The sequence below is a fragment of the Streptomyces sp. NPDC001549 genome (assembly GCF_042894025.1).
GTDB classification, from domain to species: Bacteria; Actinomycetota; Actinomycetes; order Streptomycetales; family Streptomycetaceae; genus Streptomyces; species Streptomyces kutzneri.
The window spans coordinates 114,007-129,821 of sequence record NZ_JBIAVJ010000025.1; the positions used below are offsets into that span (position 1 = coordinate 114,007).

9 protein-coding genes and 1 pseudogene are annotated in these 15,815 nt (G+C 71.1%); 1 reads left to right on the forward strand and 9 read right to left on the reverse strand.

Annotation, left to right across the window (positions count from 1 at the left end; all coding sequences use genetic code 11):
* Positions 1–131 precede the first annotated feature (131 nt).
* From ACFY04_RS32870 to ACFY04_RS32890, 5 genes are all read right to left on the reverse strand, one after another.
* Positions 132–767: a DUF305 domain-containing protein gene (locus ACFY04_RS32870; protein WP_389122443.1), complete on the reverse strand. Its 636-nt coding sequence runs from the start codon at positions 765–767 to the stop codon at positions 132–134.
* 77 nt (positions 768–844) lie between these two features.
* The gene (locus ACFY04_RS32875) at positions 845–1,291 is read right to left on the reverse strand and encodes a DUF6153 family protein (protein WP_389122445.1); all 447 of its coding nucleotides are present in this window, start codon (positions 1,289–1,291) and stop codon (positions 845–847) included.
* A gap of 226 nt (positions 1,292–1,517) precedes the next feature.
* The gene (locus ACFY04_RS32880; RefSeq protein WP_389122448.1) at positions 1,518–3,224 is read right to left on the reverse strand and encodes a thiamine pyrophosphate-binding protein; all 1,707 of its coding nucleotides are present in this window, start codon (positions 3,222–3,224) and stop codon (positions 1,518–1,520) included.
* Between the two features lie 42 nt (positions 3,225–3,266).
* The gene (locus ACFY04_RS32885) at positions 3,267–4,640 is read right to left on the reverse strand and encodes a hypothetical protein (protein ID WP_389122450.1); all 1,374 of its coding nucleotides are present in this window, start codon (positions 4,638–4,640) and stop codon (positions 3,267–3,269) included.
* Between the two features lie 13 nt (positions 4,641–4,653).
* A complete protein-coding gene (locus ACFY04_RS32890; protein WP_389122452.1) occupies positions 4,654–7,515 on the reverse strand; it encodes a peroxidase family protein in 2,862 nt (953 codons plus the stop codon).
* A 381-nt stretch (positions 7,516–7,896) separates the two neighbouring features.
* Between ACFY04_RS32890 and ACFY04_RS32895 the strand changes: the two genes are divergently transcribed.
* The gene (locus tag ACFY04_RS32895; protein ID WP_389122455.1) at positions 7,897–9,972 is read left to right on the forward strand and encodes a trypsin-like serine peptidase; all 2,076 of its coding nucleotides are present in this window, start codon (positions 7,897–7,899) and stop codon (positions 9,970–9,972) included.
* A 177-nt stretch (positions 9,973–10,149) separates the two neighbouring features.
* On the opposite strand, the gene ACFY04_RS32900 is transcribed toward ACFY04_RS32895, so the two are convergent.
* From ACFY04_RS32900 to ACFY04_RS32915, 4 genes and pseudogenes are all read right to left on the reverse strand, one after another.
* Positions 10,150–10,833: a COX15/CtaA family protein gene (locus ACFY04_RS32900; RefSeq protein WP_389122501.1), complete on the reverse strand. Its 684-nt coding sequence runs from the start codon at positions 10,831–10,833 to the stop codon at positions 10,150–10,152.
* Positions 10,834–10,977 (reverse strand): hypothetical protein, encoded by a 144-nt coding sequence (locus ACFY04_RS32905; RefSeq protein ID WP_389122504.1) that lies wholly within the window; start codon positions 10,975–10,977, stop codon positions 10,834–10,836.
* 9 nt (positions 10,978–10,986) lie between these two features.
* Positions 10,987–11,292, reverse strand: a pseudogene (locus tag ACFY04_RS32910) (COX15/CtaA family protein); the annotation flags it as partial.
* A 77-nt stretch (positions 11,293–11,369) separates the two neighbouring features.
* On the reverse strand, positions 11,370–15,683 hold the full coding sequence (locus ACFY04_RS32915; protein ID WP_389122456.1) for a ricin-type beta-trefoil lectin domain protein: 4,314 nt from the start codon (positions 15,681–15,683) through the stop codon (positions 11,370–11,372).
* Positions 15,684–15,815: the final 132 nt, after the last annotated feature.

The window sequence follows — 15,815 nt, forward strand, 5'->3', positions numbered from 1 at the left end:
GGTCGCCCCCCCCCCGCCCCGGGGGCGGCACCCCCCCCCCCCCCCCCCCCCCCCCCCCCCCCCGCCCCCCCGCGGGGGCGGGGGGGGGGGGCGGCGGCGCCCCCCCCCCCCCCCCGCGGCGGCCGAGCCGGTCAGCTCGTGCCGAGGAGGGTGTTCATACGGGCGATCTCCGCGCTCTGCGAGGTGATGATCGCTGCGGCCATGTCCTTGGCGGGCCGGTACGCGCCGTCGGTCTGCTCGGTCTTCGCCATGGCGACGGCGCCTTCGTGGTGCTTGACCATCATCTGGAGGAAGGCGGTGTCGAACGCCTTGCCGGAGGCGGCCGTGAGCTGCTGCATCTCCTCGGCGGCCATCATGCCGGACATGTCGTGTCCGCCGTGGTCCTCGCCCGCGGCCGGGATCTTCTCGCCCCAGGAGGCCAGCCAGCCGGAGAGGGTCTTGATCTCCGGATCCTGGGCCTTCTCGACCTCCTCCGCGAGCTTCTTCACCTCGGCGGACTCCGCGCGGGCGGCGGCGAGGCCGGCGATCTCGACGGCCTGCCGGTGGTGGGGGATCATCCCCTGGGCGAAGACCGTGTCGGCGGCGTTGTGGTCGCCCTGCTGGGCCGGGGCGGAGGCGGACGGGGAGGCGGAGGAGCCGTGCCCGTCGTGGGCCGAGGCGGAGCCGGAGCCGTCGCCGTTGCCGCCGCAGGCGGCGAGGACGAGTGCGGCGGTGGCGGCCGCGGCCACGGCCGTGGCGCGGCGGATCAGGGAACGCTTGCTGGTCATGGTGCTGCTCCTGCGGTGAGGGCACGCGCGCGTCGGGGCGTGCCGGGGGAGGGACCGGTCCGAGTGCTCGGGCCGCCCTATATGCGCAGGAGTTGCAATTCGCTCAGGGACGGTGGCGCGCGTCCGCCGACCGCACCGTTCGTGTCGATCCCGGCACCGGGGACCGGGACCGCCGCGACGCCGATCGGGGCGGCGGCCGGGGAGGGCAGGACGGGGGCGCCCGCCGTACCCGTGGCGGCGCAGGTCGCATCCGCGTGCTGGGTGTGCCCGCCGTTTCCGCCGCCGGCCGGCTCATCGGCTCGTACGGCGGGGTCGTGCCGCATCGCGTGCTCGCCGGCGGCAGGCATACCGTGCGCGACGGCCGTCCCGTGGGCGGCCGCGCACCCGGGTGCGGCGGCGGAAGCCGCAACGGCACCCGGCCCCAGGCCGTGCATGGCCACGAGGCCCACCAGTACGGCCAGGACCAGCAGGAGGTAGGAGCGCAGCACGAGGGGCGTCATCGCGCGCCTCGCCTGCTGATCCATACCGGCATCGTAGGCGCCCCCTGCGCACAGGGCGAAGCCGGGCCGGGATTCCCGACTACGAGGAGATCCCCGCGGGGATGCCGTTCGGCAGGTCCGTGCGGCCTGCCGAACGGCGCGGCGGATACGGGCCCCGCTGCGCAGGGAGCGGCGTCGACCGCCGCGTTCAGCCGTCGCCGGCGAGACGGCGTCACTCTCCCGGACGGCATGACACCTCCTGGGCGTGCCGTCAGTCCCGGAAGCGTGCTTCGACGGTCTCGACGAGGCCATCGATCACGCCGTCCGGCGACGGGCTGTAGTGCGGCACGGCCCATCGGGTGATCTTTGCGTCGATGAGCGAGGGCCGGCCGGAGGCCAGGGCCGCGCGGAACGCCTCCTCGAACTCCTCCAGCGTCTCCACCCGGTACCCGTCCGCGCCGCACGCGCGGGCGTACGCGGCGAAGTCCGGGTTCCGGAACTCGACCAGACCGGATTCGGCGTACGTGACCAGCTGGAAGAGTTTGATCAGCTTGAACTCCCCGTCGTTGAAGATGACCCAGATGACGGGGATCTCGTGCTCGACGGCGGTCATCAGCTCGAACCCGGACAGCGAATAACATCCGTCGCCGCACCCGACGACGACGGTCCGGTCCGGGTGGGCGACCTTCAGGCCGATGGCTCCGTTGACGTGCCCGGCCATCGGCCCGAAGGAGCCCGCCTTGCGGAAGTTCTGCCCCTGTTCGAGCTCCACGTAGTACCCGAGCCACGCGAGATGGGCGCCCGCGTCCGCGAGCAGCACACCCCCGGGCGGCAGCATGCGCCCGATCGACTGCGCGAGTTCTCCGGGGTGGATCTTCCCCGGCAGGTGGTGGATCCTGCGGGCCTCGTAGTCCCGGCCGTCGACCTCGACCGCCGGTACCTCGCCGACCAGCCGCTCCAGCTCGTCGGCCAGGGCGGCCACGGCGGGACGCGCGTCGGACAACAGGGTGTGGTCGGGCCGGTAGGCCTTGTGGAACTCGCCCTCGGAGATGTTCACATGGATGAGCAGCTTGTTCTCGAACAGGTCCGGGCGGTAGTTGAACGTGGCGTGCTGGTTGAGGGAATTGCCCACGCACAGCACGACGTCGGCCTCACGGAAGGCCTTCCACGCGCTGGAATGGCCGCTGTCGGCGAAGACGCCCACCGCGAGCGGGTGCCCCTCGGACACGATGCCCTTGCCGTCCAAGGTGGTGAGCAGCGGGATCTGGAACCGCTCGATCAGCCGCTGGACCTCCGGGCCCGCCCCGCTGCGCACCGCACCGAAGCCGACGAGCGCCACGATGCGCCTGCGCCGTGCCAGGGCGTCCGCCAGGACCGCAGCGATCTCCGTCACCCGGGCCGGGTCCGGCAGGACCGGCCGCACGTCGAGCCTGAGCGGGCGGAAGTCCGTCACTTCGACCCCGCGGTGGGTCAGGTCCTCGGGCACGTGGATGTGCACGGGCCCGGGCCTCCCCTCGAACGCGGTGTTGACCGCTTCCTCGAGGACGTCGCAGGTGTCGGCGATGTCGGTGAGCAGGAAGGACTTCTTGGTCGTGGCCGCGAACATGGCCTGGGAATCGGGCGTGCGGTTCAGCCCCGACGTCTCGTTGAGCGAGCCCCATCCGCGCCACTTCATGCTCGCGTACCCCGAGACCGCGAGGACCGGATAGGAGTCGGACATGGCCACGGCCAGCCCCGAGAACAGGTTGAACGCGCCCGGCCCGGCGGTCGCGAAGCAGAAGCCCAGTTGGTTGGTGTACATGGCGTATCCGCAGGCCATGAACGACGCGGCCTGCTCGTGCCGGGTGATGACCGGCCGGATCTGCTGCGAATGCTTCAGTGCCAGCATCAGACCCGCCGCGTTCTCCCCGGCACCGCCGAAGGCCGCCCGTACGCCGATGCCTTCCAGCCCCTTGACGATGGCCTCGTAGACTCTCACCGGATCTCCCTCATCGCCTCATCGCCTCATCGCCTCATGGCCTCATCCGTCCCAGCGCACGGCGTGCCGGCGGTGGGCGTCGGTCAGGCCGTTCCGGAAGAAGCGCTCGTAGTACTCGGACTCGACGTGGTGGGCCTGCAGCCAGATCCCCGGTACGTGGATGGCGTCGGTGTGGGCCGGGAAGCGCCCGTGGGTCTCGTGGATGTACACGCAGACGTCCCGCGCGCATGCGACCACCTGGCGGTCGTACTCACTGGCCTCGGTGAGGTACCGCTGCGCGTAGTCGTCCTTGTAGATGCGGGCGAAGAGGTCCTTGTCGGTGTAGATGCCCCGGTCCCCGAACTTGGAGCGGACGACGGCGTCCACGGCTTCGTGCATCGACGGGTAGTTGGGCGGGCAGGCGCCCTTGATGAGGTGTTCGCCGCCGGCCCGCAGTCCCACCGGGTGGGAGCGCAGCCCGGCGTACTTCGGCAGCGGTACCTGCCAGCGCAGGATGTCGGCGGGGCGGAACCTCGGCGTGGCGAAGTCGAAGCCCAGCATGCGGCCGTACGTGCGCGAGAACTTCGGGTCGCCCAGCATGATCTGGGGGCTGATCGACGCGTGGATCCAGGCGCCGAGTCCCATGGCGTCCGCGGCCAGCATCATGTTCTGCAGCAGCAGGTCGGCTTCGATCTGGGTGCGCATCGGCCCCAGGGAACCGAGCGGCAGCTTGACGTCGGGGTTGAGGAAGCCGCTGCGCACCCACTTCCGTACCCCGGCCGGGCGGTAGAAGTTGCGGTCGTCGACGAGTGTGGGCCGGGCCCCCTCGGGCTGGGTGAGCAGGTACATCAGCGCGTTGATGTACTGGTGGGAGAGGTCGACCACCGGCAGGAAGAGCGTGGTGCCCGGGAGGTTGGACAGGAACCGGTTCGAGTCGAGGTACGCCGGGAAGTCGCGCATCCCCTCGGCCACGTCCAGGCGGTGGTCCAGTACCCGCACCTTCGACAGGCGTGCGCGTTCGATCAGCGTGTCGGGGCCGAAGGCACGGTCCGGGGCGGGCGGCAGTTTCCTCAGGTAGTACGTGCCCGTGTCGTTGATCATGAAGAAGTGGGTGGCCTGCGCGTTGTCGGGGCTGCCCGCGGTCCGGCCCGTCATGTTCAGGTTCGGCTTGGCCATGATCGGCTGGTGGTCGCGGGGGTCCTCGAAGGGCCGGTCGGGCATGGTGAGGCCCGAGGAGCCGGTGAGGGCGATGAGCACCGCCTCCTCGAGCTCGCCCAGCGGCTGCGGCCGGTGCGGGGAGTCGTAGCTCATCGACCCGGCCGGCACGGACGCGCCCCTGCTGACCCGGTGGGTGCGCCGCTCGAAGAGCGTCTGCCACAGGGGACGGGACAGCAGGTCCTCCAGGCCGGGGTGGCCCGCGTTCTCGGATGTGGACATGGTCCTCTCCCGCTCAGCCGCGGCCGTTGCCGTTCCGGACCGGCGCGACCGGGCGCCAGGGTGCGAAGGCGCTGGCCCCGCGCGGCAGGATGCCCGCCAGTTCGGGGCAGTGCCGCAGGATGACGCTCGTCATGCCGCCCCGCTCGATCCAGTCCATGCCGAGGGGGGTGTAGACCTCCGGCCGGAAGTCGACCGTGAGGAAACGGTCGCTCTGCAACCGTCGGCTGGCCATCAGGATGAACACGCGGAAGGCGGTGTCGCTGAAGCCGAAGCCCGTCGGCGGATTCTCGGCGAACAGCCCCACCATAGTGTCGATGTCGTCCACCGAGCGGTAGACGTCACGCAGCCGTGCGACCGTCTCCGGATCCGAGGAGAGGTCCTCGAACCGCCGGATCCGCGGCTTGTGCAGACCGGCCCGGAAGTCGTTGTAGCGCGGGACGCCGCGGCGCCGGGTGCGCACCAGGTCGACCACGGAGAGGTCGATCACCTCCCCGTCCCGCTGGAACGCCTGCAGGGCGCGCGGGAAGTTGTGCAGGGTGATCGCGCCCGGGTGGGCGATGCCCAGCGAGTACAGGGTGTTCACCAGCCCGGTCTTGCGGATGAGCGGCTCCGTCGCGGCGCCCTGGAGGGCGGTGAAGTCCAGGGTGTCGAGCCGGCGGCCGAACCGGTGGTCGACGAGCTCGTAGTCGTCGGGCATCAGCGGGTGCATCCGGTAGACGGTGACGAACTCCTCCGTGAGGGAGTACGGGGCACCGTGGTGGTCGGGCAGGGTCTTCGGGATGCCCTGCCGCCCGTTCGCCTCCAGCAGCCAGACGCCCAGCTGGTCGAGCCAGTTCTTCGGCGGTCCCTGCCAGTTGGTCCTCATGCCGATGTCGAGCGTCTTGGTGGCGAGGATCGCGGGGGTCCACTCGACCGTGTGGATCTTCGCGATCAGGGCGGACACGACCAGCCGGGCCGTGTGGTAGACCCGGTCCTCGTCCATGCGCGGATACTCGTTCCGCAGGGCCTCGCACACCGCGTTGTGCTCACGGGCGAAGAGGGTGTGCATGGCGCTGAGGCCGAGCCACCAGTTGTCGGTGAACCCGGTGAGCGGGGAGCCGTTCGAGCCGTTCGGAAGGTGTCCGTCCTCCAGCCGCAGGCCGGCGCCGCCGTCGGGCTCGCGCAGCGCCATCGCGGCGGACCGGTCACCGCCGTAGACCTCCGAGCCGTCCCACCAGTGCGACACGTCGCTGGCGAACACGATCGGCGGCCGCCCGTCGCCGGGCGTGGGCACGGCCTCGTCCGCGCCGAAGCGCATCACCGCCTCGCGCGGGCCGCCCGGGGTGTTCTGCCAGGTGTCGCCGGGTGGCAGCGGCACCTCGATGCTCCGGGTGGAGACCGGAAGCCTCTTGTGCTTGACCCAGTCGTGCACCTGGAACTGGATCCACGCGGCGGCGATGACGTTCAGCGAGGTCGCGGGGATGAACGCCTCACGCCGGAGCAGTTCCCGGCTCACGGTGACCGGGTTGGGCGTGTCGAACCGGTCCGGGCGGTAGACGGGCGGCATGGTGCGGCCGAACGTCGCCCCGACCGCGCCCATCCGCGGCTCCGACAGATCGTTGTACGAGCCGTCGTAACTGCGTCTGACCAGCAGCTCCTCGTCGGGCGGGGCCTCCACCGGACCGGCTTCGGGCGGCGCTTCGTGGGCCTCGGTGTCGATGAGGTTGTGCCGCCGCAGCGTCTGCCGGAAGGCCATGAGGTTGAGCAGGCCGAGCGGGGTGGGCAGCCGGTGCCACGGGACGAAGCGGTTGACCGTGCGGAAGCCGGCCCGCAGCGGTGCCCCGAGCAGGGTGTTGCGGCGCGGCTCGACCGTCAGGAAGCGCCGGCCCAGGCGGTGGGCGCTGCCGGCCTCGTAGGCGGCCTTGCGGGCACGGTTGAGGTTGCCCAGGGGGCGGAACCCCTCCGAGGTGTGCCACGGGTTGAACGCCAGCAGGTCGACCCGCCCCGCGCAGGCGCGGGCCTCGGCGGTGTGGACGTCCTGGCGCGGGATGGTCAGCGTGGCCACCGGCACGACGGGTGCGACACCCTCCTGCCACTCGGCCGCACCGTCCTCGACGGGCGTGCGCCGGGCGTCCACGTAGCGCTGCACGCACAGCTCGAAGACGACGTCCCCCTGGCGCAGCCGCTGGGAGAGCTCGCGCCGCAGGTAGTCGGGATCGGTGCGCGACGCCTCCGGGGCCGGCGGGGCGTCCGCGGCGGGCCGCAGCTGATAGCGCACCGGTCCGCGGTCGCCCCACAGGATCGCGCCGCGGCTCCAGTACGCCTCCAGAGCCAGGCTGGGTACCGTGCGGCTGGTTCCCGCGACGATGTTGCGCCGCATCCGGGTGGCCGTGGGCCAGCCGACCGCCAGGGGCAGCTTGAGGAACAGGGCGATCCCCTTGCGCAGCCGCGAGTCGGCACCTGCCATGGCCTTGGCGAAGGCGACGAACTCACGCGCGTCGCGGGCGTGGGAGACCGGGAAGCTCGTCATCAGCAGATCGTGGGTCTCACCGGGGCCCACCTCGACGCGCAGGGCCGCCCCGCGCAGATCGGGCGCGAAGTCGGGCTGACGGACCCCGCTCGCGTTGGACAGCCGGACCGTGACCGGGTACTCGGCTCCGGGCATGGCGAAGCCCGCCCGCAGCGGCTCCGGAAGGTCCTCGCGGAACCTCAGCCGGGCGTTCTCCACGCCGAGGACCGCCTTGGCGTGGAAGGTCCGGTCGACGGCGGCGGCGCCGCTGCGCCTCTTCACCTTGAGCTGCACCCGCAGGAGCTCACGCGCCAGCCGCTCGAAGATCAGCCGCTCGGCCTCCGGGCTGCCGCCGGCGTAGCGCTCGTACTGTTCGACCTTGTCCATGCGAGCCTCTTCCCGGAGGGGATTTTTCCGTGCACTCCTCACGACGCTGCCCCAGCTCCGGGCCGCTGTCGTGCGGAGCGGGGCAGACAGGCGAACGCCACGGGGAACGGCGGAGCGATTCCCGGGCTGTGGAGCACCGCGGTGCAGCGCAGCCGTCCCCACCCGTCCGGCGCAGCGCCCCGGAATCTTCTGTGCCGGAGCGTCGTCGCCGCAGGGACCGGGAACGGTGCGTGCGGTTCGCTCCGCTTGGCGGAGTCGTGGCCGCACCCGTTGTTGTTGCGGCGCCGGGGCGCATGTCCGCCTTCTGGAGGGCGTCGGCACATCCGTCACATCCGTCGGCACACCCGTCGGCACACCCTCAGGAACGGAACGGTGAGTGGCATGCTCCCATCCCACGAATCCCGGAAAGAGCAGGAACAGCGGACCGCGGCAGCGCAGCGGTATCGCGCGGCGTCCGCGGAGCGGAAGGAGATCGAGGCGAAGCTGGCAGCCGGGGTGCCGTACCCGGACTCCCCGGAGCGGATCGCCTCCCGGGTCAACCGGCTGCTCGAACGGGGCGGGGTCCCTCCGGCCGCGGCCGTGGAGAGCGTCCACGCGGAGGCGCTGGACGTGCCCGAAACCCTGGAGCGGGTCATCGGTCTCACCAAGGATCTCCAGCCGTGGAGCTTCCTGCCCCGGGGCGCCCGCGCGGCCGCCACCGTCGCCCGGATCTCGATCCTCCGGGGCGGCCTCGAACGGCCGCACGGCACCGGTTTCCTGGTCTCCCCCCGGCTGCTGCTCACCAATCACCACGTGCTGCCGGACGTGGAGACGGCACGGCGCTGCTTCCTGGAGTTCAACGCCCAGGTCACCATCGACAACGCACCCGACGCCGCGATCCGGTTCGAATTGGCCCCCGATACGTTCTTCACGGCGGACGAGCATCTCGACTACGCGCTGGTGGCGGTCGAACCCGCCGCCGACGGCAGCCTCGCAGGCGCGAGATTCGGATGGAACCAGCTCAGCAACCAGCAGGGCAAGCTGGTCCAGAACGAACCGGTGAACGTCATCGGCCACCCGATGGGCCGGTTCAAGGAGATCGCCCTCCGCGACAACGCCCTCGTACAGCGGCTGGACGACTTCCTCCACTACCGGACCGACACCGAGCCCGGCAATTCCGGATCCCCGGTCTTCAACGACCAGTGGGAGGTCGTGGCGCTGCACCACATGGGCGTGCCGAACACGGACACCCAGGGCCGCATCCTGCGCAAGGACGGCCAGGTCTGGCGGAGGGGCGTCGACAGCGACGACACCATCGACTACGTCTCGAACGAAGGCGCCCGCACCAGCTCGATCCTCAAGCACCTCGCCACGTTGCCGCTGGACCCCCGGCGGCGTGCGCTGCTGGCGGAGCTGGGTCCCGAATCCGGGTTGCGGCAGGACGCCACCGCCGGCCCGGTGGAGACGCCGGTCGCGCCGGCGGTGGCCCCGGCCGCCCCCACCCCGCAGGAGGCCGCCGCGGTCATCTCCGCTCCGGCCCCCGCGGTTGCCGGGACCCGCTTCGGTCTCCGCGCCCCGAAGGACGCTTTCGGAGGCCGGCGGCACCTGGTCTTCCTGCACGGCCGGAGCCAGCAGGGCAAGGACCCCGAGCTGCTCCGCCGCGGCTGGACCGGGGGACTCAACCACGGACTCACCCGCGCCGGGCTTCCCACCATCGATCCGGCGGACGTCTGGTTCCCGTACTACGGCGACCGGATCGTCGAAGTCATCGGGCAGCACGAGTCGCTTCCCGTCTCCTACGCCGACTCGCCCGCCGTGGCGGCGGTGGAGGCCTTCGCCGCCGAGTCCGAGGAGGGGACGTACGAGCAGCTCGTCATGGAGGCGGCGGTCCTGGCCGGCATGCCGCAGGACGGGCAGGCGGCCACCGAGAACCTCGCCAGCAGGCTCGTCGGATCCCTCCAGGGCGCCCTGAGCTGGCTGGCGGCCAAGACCGACGTGGACGCGCTGGCCATCGCGACCATCTTCCGTGACGTGGACGCCTACCTCGGTGATCAGGTGGTCCGCAATGCCGTCCTGGACCTTGTGTTCGAGGAGATCCCGCACGACGGCGAGTTGGTCCTGGTGACCCACAGCCTCGGCACGGTGGTCGGCATGGACCTCGTCGCCAACCGGCTCCCCCTGGGCATGAAGGTCACCCTCCTCGTCACCGCAGGCAGCCCACTGGGGATGAACGCGGTCACCAGCCGGCTGGCCCCGCCGGGCACCGACCGCCCCGGGACCGTCGACGAGTGGGTCAACGTCTGGTGCCCGACCGACGCGGTGGCCATCGGCTGCCCGCTGGAGCCCGTCTGGGGCAAGCTGACGGAGGAGCACGCCGTGGTGAACGCGAGCGACCGGGCCCACAGCATCGAGGAGTACCTCGCCCACCCGGAAGTCGCCACGGCGATCGACAAGTTCCTCGCACGATCGACCGGATGAGCGACGCCGGCGGGGGCCGGCGCCGGTACGACGACGATGACCCGGTGCGCCCGTCAGGATGTTGCCCGGAGAGGGCGACATCCTGACGGGCGACGGACCCCGTCCGCTGCCGGTACAGCAGCTGCACCTGTGCCGACCATCAACACGACGCCCGCCGCGCCTTGGTCCCCTGGTGGATCAGACGTACGTCGCGGCGCCCCGTGCATCCGGCAGCGGTGCACCGCCGAGCGGACCCGAATGGCTGGAACAGGTCCTCTTGACTGTGAGGTGCACCTGAAGCACGCCGGTCCAGACGAGCGCCGAGCCCAGCAGGTGGAGCATCACGAGGAGCGAGGGCAGGGCCGTCACCGACTGCACCAGCCCCACGAGGCCTTGACCGAGGAGCACGGCCAGGAGGGCGACCGCCTTGCGGCGCGCGGCGCCGAAGCCGTCCCTGGGCAGTGCCGACAGCAGCGATCCGGCCAGGACCAGGACCGCCCCGGCCAGCACGCCGTGGACGACGGTCACGGCCGTCCAGTCGAAGTGCATCCGCGCCACGTCGGAGGAGTCACCCGCGTGCGGTCCGGAGCCGGTGGCGAGCGTGCCCACGACGACCAGCAGGGCCGTCACCGCGACCAGGGCCGCCGACAACGACCGGATCCGCGCGAGGGACCCCACCGCGAGGGGGACCGGTGCGCCGGGCCGGTCACCCTCGCCACTCACGCCGCTCTGGTCACCCCCGCCTCCTGCGTACGTCGCGTGCCAGGTGTACACAGCGGCGGTGAGCAGCAGCGTGGCGGCGAGGAAGTGTGCGGCGACGATGTACGGGCTCAGCCGCATCCATACGGTCACTCCGCCGACGACCGCGTTCAGTACGACGATCTAGAACTGTGCCCAGCCTCCGCGCAGCACCGCGGGCATCGGCTTCTCATGGAGGCGGGCGGTGATGATGACCCAGCCCACCACCGCGCACAGCAGCCCGGTCAGGAGCCGGTTCCCGAACTCGATGGCACCATGCACCCCCATTTCCGCAGTGGGGGCCAGCGTCTCTCCCGTACACATGGGCCAATCGGTACAGCCGAGACCGGAGCCGGTGACGCGGACGATTCCACCGGTCACGATGATCGCGATACTTGCGACGACCGAACCGAGTGCGGCCAGTCTGACGCTTCTCGCACCGAGTGAGTACCTGCCGGCAAGCCATGAGAGGGGGGTTCGCACGATCAGCCTTCCCTTGTTCTGCCTGCCCGGCAGCGGCGCGGAATCCCAGCGTACGCCGCGCCTTCGGCCCGGTCTGACGGGGCGTCGCTCAACGCAAGGGGGCGAGCTCGGGCTCGGCACCGGCGGCGAGGGCCCTGCCCCGCCGCGATCGCGGCGGGGCAGGGCCCGTTCGGTGCGGACCGGTCGACGAACCGGCTCTAGGCGATGGCTCCCATCGGGTTGGCCATGCCCGGCGTCAGCCAGCGCTGCGCGTTGGAGGTGTTGCAGTCCCAGAGCTGCAGCTGCGTGCCGTTGTCCAGGCGCCCGTTGGGGAGGTCCAGGCAGCGGCCGCTGGCCGGGTTGAGGAACCCGCCGGTGGCGGTGGGCAGCCACTGCTGGTTGTACGCGGCAGGGATGCAGCCCCACAGGATGAGCGGGGTGGTGTTGACCACGCCGCCGCCGGAGGCGTCGACGCACTTGCCGGCGATGCGGAGTTCGCCCGCCGCGGTCACGTCGAACTTCTGGGCCGCGCTGCCGCCCTGGTCGTTGCAGTCCCAGATCTGGATGCGGTTGCCGTCCTGGTTGCTGCCCGTGTTGTTGTCGGCGCACTTGTCGGCGCTCAGCGCGGAGATCAGCTTGGTGCCCTCGGCAGTGGGCACCGAGGAGTGGTCGTAGACGGCGATGTTGCTGACGCGTCCGGCGAAGTAGCTGAGGGAAGTCCCCTGGTGGCGATAGTTGCCGACCGTCAGCGAGCCGGTGGCGTTCCACGCGTTGGTCCTGGCGTGGTAGCCGGTGCCGGCCAGGGTGCCGTTGACGTACAGGCCCGTGAAGCCCGTGGCGGCGTCGTAGGTCGCGGTCAGCTGGGTCCAGGTGTGGAGGTTGACCTTGGCGGCCTCGTTCCTGGTGAGGGTCTCGTCGTAGCTCCAGGTGTCGTCGTCCTTCTGGCCCATGCCGAAGTGCCAGGTGCCGTCGGTATCGGGCCACAGGATGAAGCCGCTGGAACGGTTGCCGTACTGGCTGAGGGCGACTCCGCCGAGCGCGTCGGGCTTGGCCCAGGCGGAGACGGTGAAGCTGCGGCTGGTGTCCACGGCCGGACCGCCCGCGACGGCGGTGCCGGTGGTTCCCGCGGTGTTGGGGCCGGCGGTGGGAACGCCGTTGTCGCTGTTGAGCTCCAGAACCTTGCCGGGGGTGCCGGCGACGGTGTCATCGGCCCACTTGGCGGCGCTCGTGGAGAGCGTGAGCGGGCTGCCGGCACGGAGGTTGGCGGCGGTGGTGCCGGTGCCCTCGTTCAGCTTCCACTGGGCGGTGGAGATCCGGGCGTCGCCCATGACGTTGCGGGTGGTGAAGGAGGTGACCTTGCCGCCCGTGGCGACGCCGTTCCAGGTCAGCAGACGGTTGCGGCTGTCGCGGGACCACAGGTCCGCGATGTCGTCGCCGCTGGTGTCGCCGGAGGAGCCCACGACAGGGTATTCGGAGGCGGTGAGGCCGGAGCCGATCTGGGTGCGCTTGGAATGGTCGCCGAGGGCGCCGGGGTTGCCGGCCTCGTTGGCGTACTGGTAGACGATGCCGCTGGTGTTGTCCCGGGCCCACAGGTCCGGAAGGCCGTCACCGGTGGCGTCGCCCGGGGCGATCAGGGTGAGGTTCTCCCAGCCCGCGTTGCTCAGGACGAGGACGATCGGGTCGGCCAGCGTGCCGGTGGCTCCGGTGCCCTGGAACAGCAGCAGGCGGCTGCCCGTGCCGTCGGTCTCGATGGTGAGCAGGTCGTTGAACGGGTCCACCCCGTCCTGGGGCCTGGCGTCGCCGACGGCCAGGATCTGCTTGACCCGGCTCCAGTTGGACGCGTACTCGCTGCCGCACGGGTCGCCGGTCGTCACGACGGTGCAGGTCGACAGAGGCGGACGCTTGACCGTCAGCATCTTGGCCGCGTTGTAGTAGAGGCCGCCGTTGGCCGCGAGACCGCCCTGGGTGAGGGAGTTCCGGTACAGCTTGAGCTGTCCGTCGCGCCAGGCCCACAGGTCGTCGATGCGGATGCCGTTGCCGCCGCGGTGGGTGGTCAGTGTGCCGTCGCCCCAGCCCTTGCCACCGGGGCTGTTCGCCACATCGGAGGCGATCACGCCGCCGGCGGACGGGTCGCTGGCGGTCGGGTAGACCACCAGGTCGCCGCTCGCGGTCGGGGCGATGAAGTCGACCCGCTCGTCACCGGTGATGTCGCCGAGCGTGGTCTTGGCGTTCGGGTTGTCCGGTACGTAGAACGCGTACGTCAGGGCCTGGGAGCGGTTGCCCGCCCGGTCCACGGCCTGGACGCGCAGGATGTTCGTGCCCCAGCTGGTGGGGGTCAGCGCGATGGACGCGCTGCCGTCCGCGGCGGCGGCGACGGTGTTGGCGCCGCCGACCGGGATCGAGGAGTTGAAGGCCCACTCGTACGAGATGACCCCGCTGATCGAGTCGGTCGACTTCAGGGTGAAACTGCCCGGCTGGTTGATCGCCTTCGTCGAGCCCGGGAGCGTGCCCGACGGCGGGAAGTCCGCCGAGGTCACGATCGGGACCGACGGCGGCTGGGTGTCCATGCTGAACATGCAGCCGTGGGACCAGGCCGACGTCATGTCTCCGTCACCGCTCTGGATGCGCCAGAAGTAGGTGTGTCCGTCGGAGAGGTTGTACGGGTGGGTCGACACCCAGTGGGTGCCGTTGGCCGCCCCGAACCAGCCGCTGTCGTAGGCGACCACATCGCCGGCCGTGTCCACGACGTGGATGATCGCGTCGTTCTGCTGGTTGTCCGGGTCGCCGACCCACGCGCCGAGGCTCATGCCCGCGGACGCGGTCGCGCCGACCCAGCCGCAGCCGTTGCCGTTGGCGTTCTGCGGAACGGGGAAGGTGCCCAGTTCCCACGGGTTGTAGGGGGCGCGGTTGTACTCGATGTAGAAGAAGGGCAGCTTGCTCTTGTCGCGCGTGAAGCGTTTGAAGGAGTTGTTGCTGCCCGACTTCGACTCGTTCACGGCGAAAAGGGCATAGGTGACGCTGCCGCGCCAGGCGTTGCCGGCCAGGTGGTCGCGTACGTCCCATTCACCCCGGGTGGTCGAGCCGGAGCAGCCCGGTCCGCCCGCGCTGTTCATGGAGGTGGTGCGCAGGACTTCCCAGTCGCGGGGCTGCCGGCTCCAGGCGATGTTCGACAGCAGCGGCTCGGTGGAGTGCAGGGCCACGTCGTAGGTCTTGGAGCAGGTGGCGTCGGCCGCGTACGACTGGGTCGCGTTGAACGACGCCTTCTTGATGCTCTTGTCGCCGAGGTCACTCGTGTCGAGCTGGACGTAGTAGCGCTCCAGGCCCGTGCGGGACGCCCAGCGCTGGTAGCCCACACCTGGGTCGTAGGTGTCCGCGTAGTCGTCGTAGTTGACGGTGTCCGGGTACGCCTCCTGTACCCACGCCCAGTGCTGGGTGCCGCGGTTGGTCGGCTGCCAGGCCGGGTCGATGAAGACCGGGTACGCCGTCGACTCGTCGTTCAGGAGCGAGTGGTCAGGGGTCAGCGCGACGGAGTTCCCGCTGAGCTCGGTCCGCAGCCTGGACGCCTTGGCGTGCGCGCCGGGGCCCTCGCTGTCGGAGGCCGGCTTGGCCTTGGCCTCGGCGTCGGCATTCGCCTGTGGCGCGGCGGCCAGCTGGGAGAACTTCGGGGTGCCGGCGGCCTTCTGGGCCGGGACGGCCGCTGCTGCGCCGGAGTCCCACATCGTGGGGACCGGGGCGTGGAAGACTGTACGGCCCGAGGCGTCGGCGGCCTTGAGGTTGCCGCTGCCGTCAGCGGTGACGTTCACGCCGTCGCCCTTGAGGCCCATGGTGATCTTGGCGAGCTTGGGGTGCTTGGCGGCCTCGGCCGACTTGACCACCAGGATCTGCGAGATTCCGCCGGCCGCGTCGGCCGTCACCTTCAGGTCGGTGCCGGGGGCGACCTCGCGGTAGGTGGCGCTGGCGCCGTCGAGCACCGGCTTCGGCAGTGCCTCGGGCCAGCGCAGCTCCAGCTTCTTGCCGTCCTGGTCGAGCGTGGCCAGCGGCGCGTTGCCGCCGCCCGAGATCGTCAGACCGCTCGTGGTGGCCTTGGGGCGCAGCTGCCCGTCGGGCGAGGTGATGAGCGTGGCGTCCAGGTCGGTCCAGGTGCCGCCGCGCTTGGTGCGCACCGGAGCAACGCTCCGGGTGAGCCCGAGCGTTCCGTTCGGGTTGGCGACCACCGTGTCGGTCTCGGTGGTGACGGCGGCCACCGGTACCGGCTTCCCGGTGCGCTTGGCCTCGGTCAAGGCCGCGTTCTCGGCCTTCTCCTGCTCGCTGAGCGGCCGTTGAGGCGGTGTCGACGGCTTCGGCGCGGTGCCGCGGTTGCTCGTGCCGCTCGGGTTCGGGTCGGGCTTGGTACTGCCCTTGCCCGCGCCCGGGGTGGTGCCTGGCTGCGGGCTCGCGCTCGGTCTGCCCGTCGGGCCGCCAGGCGCTGCGTACGCGGGCAGCGCGCCGAGCGAACTGACGGATAAGGCAAGGGTGATGAGACTTGCGAGCACGGCCGGACGGCCTCTGCCCTGCGTTCTGTCTGTGCCCCCCATGGTGGACCCCCACTGGTGCTGTGACTCACATCTGCCCGGGTGGCAGAAACGCTCCAGCTAGCTCTATGAACCGGCCGTGCGTCAAGCCGA

Excerpts from the sequence above, each read along its gene's own strand:
- ACFY04_RS32870 (WP_389122443.1), bottom strand. The coding sequence starts at position 767 with ATGACCAGCAAGCGTTCCCTGATCCGCCGCGCCACGGCCGTGGCCGCG.
- ACFY04_RS32875 (WP_389122445.1), bottom strand. The coding sequence starts at position 1,291 with ATGGATCAGCAGGCGAGGCGCGCGATGACGCCCCTCGTGCTGCGCTCC.
- ACFY04_RS32885 (WP_389122450.1), bottom strand. The coding sequence starts at position 4,640 with ATGTCCACATCCGAGAACGCGGGCCACCCCGGCCTGGAGGACCTGCTG.
- ACFY04_RS32890 (WP_389122452.1), bottom strand. The coding sequence starts at position 7,515 with ATGGACAAGGTCGAACAGTACGAGCGCTACGCCGGCGGCAGCCCGGAG.
- ACFY04_RS32895 (WP_389122455.1), top strand. The coding sequence starts at position 7,897 with ATGCTCCCATCCCACGAATCCCGGAAAGAGCAGGAACAGCGGACCGCG.
- ACFY04_RS32905 (WP_389122504.1), bottom strand. The coding sequence starts at position 10,977 with ATGGGGGTGCATGGTGCCATCGAGTTCGGGAACCGGCTCCTGACCGGG.